Here is a 12,090-nt window from a genome sequence, read left to right as displayed (position 1 = left end):
ACTCCCCTACGCCCGTTCCAGCGTGTCTGATATCTTGTTGACTTAAAAAAATAAATCACCCGAAACGGCCGGAGATGTAACGCTCGGCCTCTTCGTTTTGCGGGTTGTTGAACATCGTGGTGGTATCGGCGAAGTACTCAAGATGGCCGGGTTTGCCGACAGCCTTCAAGTTGAAGAAGGCGGTGTAATCGGCCACGCGGGCGGCCTGCTGCATGTTGTGGGTGACGATGACGATGGTGTAGTCGCGTTTGAGCTCGCAGATCAGATCCTCGACGGCGAGCGTGGAGATCGGGTCGAGGGCGGAGCACGGCTCGTCCATCAAGAGCACCTGCGGGTGGACGGCGACGGCGCGAGCGATGCACAGGCGCTGCTGCTGGCCCCCGGAAAGGCCGATGCCCGGACGATCGAGCCGGTCCTTGACCTCGTTCCACAGATTCGCGCCGCGCAGCGCCCATTCCACCAGCTCGTCGGCGTCGGATTTGGAAATACGGCGGTTGTTCAAGCGAATGCCTGCCAGGACGTTGTCGCGAATGGACATCGTCGGAAACGGGTTGGCCTTCTGGAAGACCATGCCGACGTCACGACGCACAGCCACCGGGTCGACGCCACGCGCGTAAAGGTCGCGGCCATCGAGCAATACCTTGCCCTCGACGCGCGCGCCCGGCGTGATCTCGTGCATGCGGTCGAGCGTGCGCAGGACCGTGGATTTGCCGCAGCCGGAAGGCCCGATGAACGCGGTGACCTTGTTGGCCCGGATGTTGAGGTTGACGTCCTGGACAGCCAGGAAATCGCCGTAATAGACGTTCAAATGTTCGACATCGATGCGTTGCCCCATGTTGTCTCGCTTTCTCGTTAATTACATTCTGATAATGCTTTTGATTTTTACGATTTCGAATAAGACTCGTTATTTTTGATTTACTTGATTACCGCTTACCCGATTATTCGGCCGATAACCTACCGGATTGACCGTTGACCCCGCAGCTGCAAGGTAAGCGAGCGACGTTTTTCTCATTTCGCCTCCGCGCTGAACAGGCGCTGCACCAAGCGGCCAACGAGATTCAAAGCAAGCACGATGGCAATCAGCACCAATGCCGCCGCCCACGAACGTTCGGACGGAATGGAGGCGATGCAGCCCGGGCCGGCGCTCGGCGGGCAGGTCACAGACATCTTGCTATATTCCTGATAGACGAACACCGGCAGCGTGGTCATCTGCCCGGAGAAGAGGTTCCAGTTGGTGGTGGCGATGAACCCTGCGGTCATCAGAAGCGGCGCCGTCTCGCCGATGACACGAGCGATGGCGAGGATGACGCCGGAGACGATGCCGGGAAGCGCGGTGCGCAAGACGACCTTCACGATGGTTCGTGATTTGGTGACACCCAGCGCATAGGAAGCCTCACGCAGGTCATCGGGGACGATCCGCAACATCTCGACGCTGGAATTGACCACGGTGGGGATCATCAGGATCGACAGCGCCACAGAACCTTCGAAACCGTTGGAAATACCGGGACCCATTACAATCGCGAACAGCGAAAAGGCGAACAGGCCAGCGACGATCGAGGGGATGCCGCTCATCACATTGACCAACAGCGTAATGGCCTTGGCGAATTTACCGCCACGCGCATATTCCACCAAGTAGATGGCGCACATCAGGCCGACCGGCACGGAAATCAGCATCGCACCAAGCGTGACCTCAAGCGTACCGATGATGGCGTGTTCGATGCCGCCGTGGCCGCCGGAGGGTGTCGGCATGCCGCCGATGACGCCGGACATGTTGTACGTCAGGAAATTCAGGTTCAGCCGTGTGACACCACGCGCGACGGTGGTCCAAAGCAGCGAAACCAGCGGTATCATCGCAACAAGGAAGGCAAGACCAATGAAACCGGCCATGATCCGGCTCTTGAATTCGCGTTGCTTGAGCAAAGCGTTCGAAGGCTTGAACTTCGAGAAATCAGGGGTCGGGCCGACCGATTGCGAGGCATTGGAGACCATTGCATCCGAAGCTTTTGCTACTGAATCGAGCGCAACGGTTCCGGCCTGAGCATCCTTCAAAGTTGCGGTAACCTTATCGTTTTCTTTCATCGCGCACCTCCCTTCTTGGTGATACGTCGGGCAAGAAGGTTGACCGCAAACGTGATGGCGAACAGGACCAGGCCGGTGGCGATCAGCGCCGAGACACCAAGCGAATCGGCTTCAGGATATTGCGCGGCGATATTGGCGGCGATGGTCTGGCTTTTCGAGGCCTCAAGCCAGTGCCACGAATAGGTCATGCCCGGCGAAAGCACCATCATCACGGCCATTGTCTCCCCCAGCGCGCGCCCGAGCGCAAGCATCGAGGCCGACACCATGCCGGAGCGCGCGAACGGCAGCGCGGTGAGTTTGATCATCTCCCATTTCGTGGCACCAAGTGCAAGCGCCGCCTCCTGGTTGAGGCGCGGAGTGGCCACGAAAACATCGCGGGTCATCGAGGTGATGATCGGCATGATCATGATGGCGAGAATCACCGCAGCGCTGGCAACGGTGCGCGGCGGGTTGGCAGCGGGACCGGCGAACAGCGGAATCCAACCCAGATGCGCGGAAACCCAGTCCCAGAACGGGTACATCGCCGGCACGAGTACCAGCGCCCCCCACAGTCCGTAAATGACCGAAGGAATCGCGGCCAGCAGGTCGATGACGTAATTGAGAACGGTACGAATGCGTTCGCGCGCATAAAACGTGATAAACAGGGCGACGCCGAGCGCGACAAAAAAGGCGATCGCCAGCGCCAGCGCCGCAATCACCACCGTACCGAAGACCAAAGGCCCGACATATTGCCAGAACCCCTGCGCCTTGCCTCCGCTCAAGGTTGCAAAAACCGCAGAAGTCCGGGCTTGCGGACCGGCGAAAATCGGCCAGGCACGCAGCAGCAGGAAGAGGACCACAGCGCCCAACACCACCAGAATCAAGGCACCGCAGCCAACGGCCACGGCACGAAAAAACCTGTCTTGACTGCGCCAGCCCGCTTTGGCGTTCGCGGAATCAAGGCCGTCGCGTCGATTGGTTGCGTTGCCGCCGGCGGGAGCGTCTGAACCCGTAGCGCTACCGGTCAGAAGGGCAGAACCCTCGCTGACCTGACCGGCCGGAGCGCCTGAACCCGCGCCGATCTGGCCGGCCGCAGCGGGGATCGCTTGCACCGCGCTGCCGCTTTCAGATGTATTCGCCATGCTTTTGCTTTTCCTTACGTTAACGTTCGAAGTTCAAAGCCCGGAACCAGCCGAATTGGCTGGCCAAATCATTTCGCTTCCAGTCAGCTTGTCGACTCGATTATTCACTTACCGGATTATCTCGTTAAAACAATTATCAGTTTCCCGATTATTCAATTATTCCGATTATTCAATTATCTAATTATTTCGCTTGTATTGCATTCACGGATTTCAGGGCTTTCTGCGTCAGCGCTCCCCCAAGAGGAGCCGAACCGGTGTTGTCCGCAGCCACTTTCTGGCCGCTGTCGCTTAAGACATAACCGAGCCATTCACGCACGAACAGGCCGGTCTGCCGATCTTTGTAAGCCGGGCACGCCACGGCATAGGAGGAGGAAACCACCGGATAATCGCCAGCAGCATTCGTGGCATAGTTGACGTTTACCACCACGCGTTTGCTGCCCTTGGGCATCGGACGCAACGGCGAGGCATTGACCGTTTTCGCGGCCGCATCCGCAGCCGGCGCGACATAGTCGGAACCGACACGCACCGCAACCGTGCCGAAATTGCCGGCCTTGGCCAAATCCGCGTAACCGATGGTGCCGTCGGCCTGGCCGATGCTGCTGACCACACCGTCGGTGCCTTTGGCGGCCTGACCGACTCCGTTCGGCCAATTTTCCTGCGGATCGTAACCCCAGTCGTTCGGTGCGGCAGCCTTGAGATATGAGGTGAAATTATTGGTCGTGCCCGACTTGTCGGAACGATGGATCACGGTAATCGGCGTGGCAGGCAGGTCCACCTTGGGGTTTTCGGCCTTGATGGCTTCGTCGTTCCACTGCGTGATCTTCCCGTCGAAAATACGCGCGATGACTCCGGCGTCCATATTCAGGTGCTTGCCCTGCCCCGAAATGTCTTTGAGATTGAATATCACCGCAATCGGGGAAACGTACACCGGAACGTCGAACGCGCTGCCCGATTTGCAGATGGACTTGGAAAGCTCGATCTGCTGGTCGTTCAACGGAGCGTCGGTGCCCGCCCAAGCGATGGCACCGGTCAGAAACGTAGAGACCCCGGCTCCGGAACCGGAGGGGTTATAGGCTATCCGCGCGTTGCGGTTTTTGCCTTGGTAGGTGGCGATCCACGCTTCCACGGCCCCTTGCTGCGAAGAGGCGCCGGCACCGTGGAATTCACCGGAAATACCGGTATCCCTGCCTTTAGCACCTCTTAAGGCGCCGGAGGGGATATTGTCGCCGCAGGCCGAAAGCGCCACCACCATCGCCAACGAAGAGACGACGGCGATGAGGCGCTTACATGTGGTGCTGTGCATGATGGTACTCACCGTTTCATTATGACAGATGGGCTGCCGCCAGCCACCAAGCAAGCGCCTAGTTTCCGGGTTGCGTTTGCGGGCCGCCGCCGACCAATCGGCAATTTCGGCCCCGACCAAGCCGGAAAAACACAGCCGACCTTTTCGCTTTTCGGTGGAGATTTATTGACCTGTAAATGTTGGTGTTATATTGCTTTTTCTGTATTACATACTGGACGAACGGCTCCGACACCGCCGACCAACCGCACGCCCTGCCGCCGACCTTTTGGCCCCGCAACGGCGCTGGTGCGCGACCATGAAAGGTTCAGGTTTCTCATTGAGCGAAAACGCCCTACAGCCTGGTCACGATATCGACGGCAAGGCGTGCTGCGGTATCGGCATATTCGGAGATGTCGAACTCCTTGAACTGCTCGTATTCGGTATCGGCCTCGTCGGAAAGCGCGCGGATGACCAGCACCGGCACGTCGTTGCGGGCGGCGACATGGGCCACGGCCGCGCCTTCCATCTCCACCGCGTCGGCGTGGGTCTTTTCGGCGACCACGGCCGCAGCCTCGGGAGTGCCGATGAAATTGTTGCCCGAGGCGATCACACCGGTCATGTGGTGGATGCCCATCTCGTCAAGCGCGGCACTGGCCACGTCGAGCAGATGCTGGTCGCTGTGGAATTCCTCGGTTTCCGGCTTCCACTGGGCGATCATGCGCATGTCGGAATCGAGGTAGCGCAGAGTGCCTCCGAGCACGATGTCATCGATATGCATCGACTTGTTGAGCGATCCGGCGATTCCGGAGAAGATGACGGCATCGGGATGGTAGGCATCGACAAGGACCTGCGTGGTGGCCGCGGCGTTGACCAGGCCCATGCCACCCACCGTGGCGGCGACGGTGATCTGCTCGCCGGACTTGGAGGTGAGCGTGCCGACGTTGATGTCAAGGCTCGCGGTCTTGTTGTGCTTCACGCCGTCCAGAGACTTGGCGATCAGCGCGACTTCCTCTTCCATGGCTCCGATGATGGCGACGGTCTTCATAGTTCCTCGTTTCTTGGTTTTTCCTAAATTGCTGCCAAAGTCCTTATAAGAATACGGCTCTTCACCATATATTCAGACTCGGATATGACATTTCCGGTACAACACCACGTCGCAAAATCGCGTGTCCTCGTGCAAGATCAGGCACCGCGGCGGACATCGACGGCGTTGGCAAGCTCACGCAGCAACCGCTCCGTCTCTGGCCAGGCGATGCACTTGTCGGTGATCGACTTGCCGTATTCCAGCTGCGAAAGCGGGGCCGCGGGCTGGGCACCGCCGAGGATGTTGCTTTCCAACATGAGCCCGGTGATATCCGGCTCGCCGGTGGCGATTCGACCGGCCAACTCGCGCGCGACCTCGGCCTGACGAATCTCGTCCTTGCCTGAATTGCCGTGCGAGCAATCGATGATAAGGCCGTGGCAAGCGGCACAATCCGCCGGCATCTCGCTGCGGATGGAGTGCATGGCCTGCTGCACCGAAGCCGTGTCGTAATTAGGACCGTGCGAGGAACCGCGCAACACGACGTGGCAATCGGGGTTGCCGAGCGTCTCGACGGCGCTGGCGCGGCCCAGGTGGTCGATACCGAAGAACGTGTGCTGCTGGGTTGCGGTATAGCACCCGTCGATGGCGGCCTTGACCGATCCATCGGTCGCGTTTTTGAAGCCGATGGGCATCGAAAGCCCGCTGGCGAGCTGACGATGAATCTGGGACTCGGTGTTGCGAGCGCCGATCACGCCCCAGCTCACCGCGTCGGAAATGTATTGCGGACTGGTCGGCTCCAGGAATTCCGTCGCCGCTGCCACGCCTTCGTTCAGCACGCCGAGCAGGGTCTTGCGAGCCAGCAACAGGCCCTTCTTGATGTTGTGGCTACCGTCGAGATCCGGGTCGTTGATCAGGCCCTTCCACCCCACCGTGGTGCGCGGCTTCTCAAAATAGACGCGCATGACGATAAGGAGACGGTCGCCGAGCTCGTCCTTCATTTTGGCCAGACGGTGGGCGTAATCGAGCGCCGCCTTCGGATCGTGAACGGAGCAGGGGCCGGTGATGACCAGAAGCCTATCGTCTTTGCCACGCAGACAATCGCGTATCTCGTCGCGGGAACGGACGACCAAATCCGTCGCCTCGACGCTCAGCGGCATGCTCGAAAGCACGTCGGCCGGGGTGGGCAACGGCTCGAGCTCGAAGACGCGGCGGTTGACGATGCGGTTGACCCCGGCCTCGTCCTCCCAACGCTTGATACCTTTGACTTTCAACGGATTCTCGCCGTTTTTCAGCGCCTTCTCGAAAGCCGCGCGGTTTTTGGCGTCATCGATGCCCTGCTCGCCTTCGAGCTTGCCGTTCGGTTTGCCTTCTGCGTTCCCCATCACCAAGTCCTTCTCCAGAGTCTGTTGCCAACAGTTGCCGACGTTTACCAATCATAGCGCCGACGAGTCACACCGGTTCACAGCCAAAGTCGCCACTTCAATGCGATGAAAATCAGGGAAATAGGCGATAAAACCTGATTTTCCTCGCATTGACAGTTTTGCGCGCTGACGACATAGCTCCTACATGATTGACACCGATATGCTGCCGATCAGTCGAGTCACACGTCGCCCGTCACTCGAGCCAGCAGTGAACACCGATCAGTCGAATCAGTCGAGCTTGCGGCGGGAGGTGACGGCGTCGGCTAGGGTGTGCAGCAGCTCGTCGGTGCGATCCCAGGAGATGCAGGAATCGGTGATCGAACGGCCGTAGACCAGCTGGTCGAGCGGCGCGGGCGACTGATGGCCACCGCGGATATTGCTTTCCATCATCACGCCGAAGATGCCGGGCTCGCCCTTGGCCAGACGAGCGGCGATCTCTTCGATCACCTCGGCCTCGCGCACCTCGTCCTTGCCGCAATTGCCGTGGGCGGCGTCGATGACCAGGCCGTGCTCGCTGGGGCCGGTGACCTTGGATTGCTTCAATGTTTCCAACGCCTCGGCCACGGACTTGGCATCGTAATTAGGCCCGGAATTCGAACCGCGCAGGACGATATGGCAATCGGGGTTGCCCTTGGTCTCCGCCGAAATCACGCGTCCGTCAAGATTGATTGAAAGGAAATGATGCTCGCTGGACACCGCATAGCAGGAATCCGCGGCAACTTTCACTGAGCCGTCGGTGGAGTTCTTGAAGCCGATGGGCATCGACATGCCGCTGGCCAGCTCGCGATGGACCTGGCTTTCGGTATTGCGCGCCCCGATGGCGCCCCAGCTGACCATGTCACAGATATACTGCGGGGTAATCGGGTCGAGCCATTCGGTGGCGGCGGGCAAACCTTGGTTCAGCACGTCGGCGAGGACCTTGCGGGCCAGATCCATGCCCTTGCGGATATTGAATTCGCCGTCAAGATCCGGATCGTTGATCAGCCCCTTCCACCCAATGGTGGTGCGCGGCTTCTCGAAATAGACGCGCATGACGATCATCAGACGGTCTTTGAGCTCATCGTTTACCTTGGCCAGACGTCCAGCGTAATCCTTCGCGGCTTTCGGATCATGAATCGAGCAGGGACCGACGATGACCAGCAGTCGGTCATCACGTCCGTGCAGGATGTCGCGGATCTCCTGACGGGACTTCAAGACCAAATCACTCATCGGCTTAGTCAGCGGGGTTTCCTTCAGAAACGCCCTCGGCGCAGGAATCGGGTCAAGCTGGCGGATATTGACATCCACGGTTTCGGGATAAACGGCTTCCTCGCCAAATCGCCGTGCGTCCTCAGAACTTCCAGGCCCTCGCATAATCGCCATGATTCCCCTCCTCTTTCCTGATTCGGATATTTTCTCCCTGCACGCTCGAAGCGCAACAGGAGGCTCATTATAATCGATTGAACGATGTAATACCGCCATTTGTCCAATCATGATGACGTTGCCCCGTCTTCAAGGCGGGGCAACGAAAATATTAGCGAATGTGTATTGAAATTCGCACTATGCGAGTGCGCCTTATTGAGTCGACAATCATCTCTAACTCAACAGATGCCAACTGGTTTCCTGAAACCGGCAGGTGCCGGTTTCAGGCGCGTATTGGCCGAAAATAGCCCACGGGGCTATTTTCTTCAGGCCAATGCGCCCATTGGATCCCAAGCCGGCAGCATCGTGGCGGGCTCGGTGAGGGCGGCTTGATAGTCGGCGGGGAGCATGGACTTCGGGACGGCGACCTCGTAGACGTATTCGGTGAACCAGTCGTCGGCCATGGTGAAGTAGCCCTTGTCGGCGACCTTGCAGCCCCACGAATTCTCGACGCGCCAACGGTTGGTGGTCTTGCCGTCATCGGCCACGTCCACGCCGACGAACGCCATCGCATGGTTCATCGCGGAGTCGCCGTAGCGCACACGGTCTTCCTTGCTCATATCGAAGTCGACGTCATAGACCTTGCCGTACTCGAAGAGATCGGTGGCCCAAGCGCCGTTGTCGCGGTCCATCATCGGATGGCAATCCGCACCGAACCAAGCGGGCATGCCCTGCTCGCTCAGGATGCGACGCACGCAGTCCTTCATGAACTGGTTGGGGACGTTCAGATATTCGGTCGCGTCGCCGCCTACCACGTTGCCCAAGTGCTCGATGCCGATCTTCTTGCCCTTGGCATGCTCGGCACGCGGATCGTCGACGAGACAGACATAATCCTCGAGATGCGCCGGACCGACGTACTTCTTCCAGAACTCGACCGGCGTGATCTCGCCATCGCGATGGAACTCGCCGTCCTTGTCGGTCCACTCCCAATCGAAGCTCTTCGGCGGCTCGCCCAAGTGGATGGTGAGCATACGATGACCGGCCTCAACGCCCTCGTCAACGATCTTGTCGATCGCTGCCGGATCGGCGTACATATGTGCCACAGCGGTGTGCAGCATACGACGCAGCTGCGTGTTCATCTCGCCGGTGTTCTTCGAGGAGGCCGTCTCCGGGAAGAAATCCTTGGGCACGGCGCCGTATTTCTTGTAGACGTTCATCGCCATTGTCCATTGTCCGCCGTCGCCCATCACATCGGCGAGCAGATGCTGCATGAGCTGGGAATCCGCAGGCTCCCCTGCCCGCACCAGATCCGCGACGTCACGCAGGAAGTAATTGATGCGCTCAAGCTTGTCGAAGTACATCGCATAGTTCTGCGAGAACTCGAACTGCTCAAGCTTGAGGTTCTGCTTGGCCACGAAACGCGCGACGTTCAATGAGCTGAAGAGCCAGCAACGCCCGGAACGATTCTGGTTGGTGACCTCACCGTTGTCGACGGTCACGGAGAAACGGCGCTGAAGCCTGCGGGCCCTGTCATAATTGTGCGCGACCGGATTGATACCGGAAGTGGTGACGGCGTTCATGGCCAGCGTGTTGACAGGTTTCGCTTCGAAATCGTCCTGCAACTGCCCCAGACGCTCGGTACTCAGCGGCTTCATTTCACTCATTAGACAATGCTCCTTTACTTGGTTTACTTTCCACCATATTCCATACACCGTATCGCGCGCTCAGGGCGCGGGCAGGCGAGGCGGCGGGCTCTGAGCCCGGAACCCGGAACCCTCGGACGGCGGGGCGGCAATACGAAAGCGCGCCATGGCAACTTGCCACAGCGCACTTTAGCGATCTTGCAGATCTTGCAGATCCGGCCGAATCAGCGATCCGCGTGTGCTCCACCGGAAGGCTCGCCGCCCTCGGGGAAAATCACATGATCGTAATTGACGCGGTTCTTGTTGTTGGCCTCGAATTTTGCGTTGGCCGGAACCCCGCCGTTGGCCGGCGCGTTCTGGGCGGCCGGAACAGCTGGAGCGGCTGCCTTGTTGACAGCTTCAGGATTCTTGTTTTCCGTGTGGCTGACCAGATTGGAGAGCTGCTGCATGCCGCCCTTGGAGGCGCCGCCGCCTTGCTGGGCGTGAGATTCATTCTGCGCTTGCGCCTGCGGCTGATGAGCGGCTTGGGCGTCCTGATGAGAGGACTGCTGCTGCGCCGGCTGCGACACCGTCTTCCTGGAGGCGTTGCCAGTGGGCGTGAAGGAGGCCGGCATCTGCTGAGGTGCCTGCGCGGACGTATGAGGAGCCTGCGGGGCCTGCTGTGCGCCGGCGTTGTTGCTGCTGCGTGCCGGCTGCTCGGCTTGGGCGCTGCCTTCGGCCTTGCCGCGTTCATCTTTTTGCTTGTCCGCTTGCGCGGCATCATCGAGATCATTGGCCACGGCATTGACCACCGGCACGTTGATTTCGGAACGCTTGTCATCGGCAAAACCGAATCCGGAGAACGCATTGGTGAACATCGCACGCAGCTCGGTGACGCGTTGGGTAATAGTAGATTCGCGCTCCTGGAGATCCTTGATACGCTTCTGGAGCCCATCAAGCTCGCCCTGCGCGGCCTTGCGGCGCTCTTCGACGCGGGCCTCGGCATCCTTCTTGGCCTTGGCCACGATCTCTTCGGCCTGCGCATCGGCTTCCTGACGCTTTGAAACCGCATAGTTGTCGGCCTCGTCCCTCAGGTCCTTGGCCTTGGAGACCAGGCTGTCCGCTTCCTTCTTCGCGGCGGAACGGCTCTCCTCCAACTGCTTGAGCAAATCGTTGACCTTGCTGGTCGCCTCTTCCTGCTGCTTGGAGATGTCGGTGCGAATCTGCTCGACCTCGGCATTGACCTGGCTCATGGTCTTGGTGCGCTGAACTTCGGCGTCATCGGCGATGCCCTGGGCCTTGGCCTTCGCATCATCGGTGATCTCCGTAGCCTTGCGCTGCGCCTCGGTGGTCATGCGCGAAACCTGCTCACGCACGTTGGCGAGTTTCTTGTTGGCCTCGGCCAGCGCGGTCTCGATCTGATCGCTGGCATCGCTTTTGAGTTTGGCGACCTCATCGTTCGCGGCTTTGCGCTGTTCGGCGACCTGCTGAGTGGCCTTGGCCTTGAGCTCGGCGATCTCGCGGTCCTGCTTGGCCTTTTCGCTGGCGAGACGCTTATTGTGCTCCTCGCGTGAATTGGTCAATTCGATTTCGATGGTGTCGCGCTGCTCGGTGACTTTCTTGGCGGTCTCCTCACGGAGTCTGGTGGCATCCTGGCGAGCGGAAGTCGTAATCGATTCGGACTCGGTCTGCGCTTTGGCCAGAATGGTGGCCGCCTTCGAATTGGCCTCGTCGGTGATATGCTGCGCATCAAGCTTCGTATTGTTGATCAGGGTTTCCGCCTGATGCTGGGCCGCTGAACGGGTGCTGGCGGCATCCTGCTTGGCACGGTTGACCAGTTCCGTACTGGTCTGTTCGGCGCTGGCGAGCATCTGCTGGGCGTTGGCTCCCAACGAAGCGAATGAATTGCCCTGCGACGCCTTCCTGGCATTTTTCTTTTCCTCTTCGAGCTGCGCACGCAATTGCAGAATCGTCTGGTCGCTGGAATTGACCTGCGCACGCATACGATTGAGCGTCTGCTGCAACGAAGCCAGCTCCTGGTCTACCTGCTCCTTGTTATACCCGCGCAATTCTGTCGTGAAGCGGTCATCCGCCATAGTGATTCCTTTCGCCTTGCGACATCGGTCGCAGTTTCTGAAAGCCGATACATACTATTGCCTCATTGTAGTGTATTTTTCAAGCGTTCTATGCCGAAATGCGT

9 protein-coding genes are annotated in these 12,090 nt (G+C 59.3%); all 9 read right to left on the bottom strand.

Annotated elements, in window-relative coordinates:
- Nucleotides 1–55: 55 nt before the first annotated feature.
- The gene (pstB, locus tag OZX74_RS02025; RefSeq protein ID WP_277156920.1) at nucleotides 56–835 is read right to left on the bottom strand and encodes a phosphate ABC transporter ATP-binding protein PstB; all 780 of its coding nucleotides are present in this window, start codon (nucleotides 833–835) and stop codon (nucleotides 56–58) included.
- Nucleotides 836–1,008: 173 nt separating this feature from the next.
- Complete coding sequence (gene pstA / locus OZX74_RS02020; RefSeq protein WP_277157384.1) at nucleotides 1,009–1,989, bottom strand: phosphate ABC transporter permease PstA; 981 nt, start codon at nucleotides 1,987–1,989, stop codon at nucleotides 1,009–1,011.
- 86 nt (nucleotides 1,990–2,075) lie between these two features.
- Nucleotides 2,076–3,200, bottom strand: coding sequence for a phosphate ABC transporter permease subunit PstC (gene pstC / locus OZX74_RS02015; RefSeq protein ID WP_277156919.1), 1,125 nt, complete (start codon nucleotides 3,198–3,200; stop codon nucleotides 2,076–2,078).
- Nucleotides 3,201–3,381: 181 nt separating this feature from the next.
- The gene (gene pstS, locus OZX74_RS02010) at nucleotides 3,382–4,503 is read right to left on the bottom strand and encodes a phosphate ABC transporter substrate-binding protein PstS (RefSeq protein WP_277157383.1); all 1,122 of its coding nucleotides are present in this window, start codon (nucleotides 4,501–4,503) and stop codon (nucleotides 3,382–3,384) included.
- Nucleotides 4,504–4,834: 331 nt separating this feature from the next.
- Complete coding sequence (mtnN, locus tag OZX74_RS02005) at nucleotides 4,835–5,527, bottom strand: 5'-methylthioadenosine/S-adenosylhomocysteine nucleosidase (protein WP_277156918.1); 693 nt, start codon at nucleotides 5,525–5,527, stop codon at nucleotides 4,835–4,837.
- A 137-nt stretch (nucleotides 5,528–5,664) separates the two neighbouring features.
- Nucleotides 5,665–6,888: a 3-deoxy-7-phosphoheptulonate synthase gene (locus OZX74_RS02000; RefSeq protein ID WP_277156917.1), complete on the bottom strand. Its 1,224-nt coding sequence runs from the start codon at nucleotides 6,886–6,888 to the stop codon at nucleotides 5,665–5,667.
- Between the two features lie 267 nt (nucleotides 6,889–7,155).
- A complete protein-coding gene (locus tag OZX74_RS01995) occupies nucleotides 7,156–8,289 on the bottom strand; it encodes a 3-deoxy-7-phosphoheptulonate synthase (protein ID WP_277156916.1) in 1,134 nt (377 codons plus the stop codon).
- A 305-nt stretch (nucleotides 8,290–8,594) separates the two neighbouring features.
- Nucleotides 8,595–9,932, bottom strand: a complete 1,338-nt coding sequence (locus OZX74_RS01990) for a C1 family peptidase (RefSeq protein WP_277156915.1) — start codon at nucleotides 9,930–9,932, stop codon at nucleotides 8,595–8,597.
- 203 nt (nucleotides 9,933–10,135) lie between these two features.
- Entirely contained in the window at nucleotides 10,136–11,986 is a 1,851-nt protein-coding gene (locus tag OZX74_RS01985) for a cell division protein (protein WP_277156914.1), read from the bottom strand.
- Nucleotides 11,987–12,090 lie beyond the last annotated feature (104 nt).

The sequence above is a fragment of the Bifidobacterium sp. ESL0798 genome, from assembly GCF_029395415.1.
Lineage (GTDB): Bacteria > Actinomycetota > Actinomycetes > Actinomycetales > Bifidobacteriaceae > Bifidobacterium.
The sequence above is the reverse complement of the archived record's forward strand: the minus strand, read 5'-3'. Positions and strand labels throughout refer to the sequence as shown.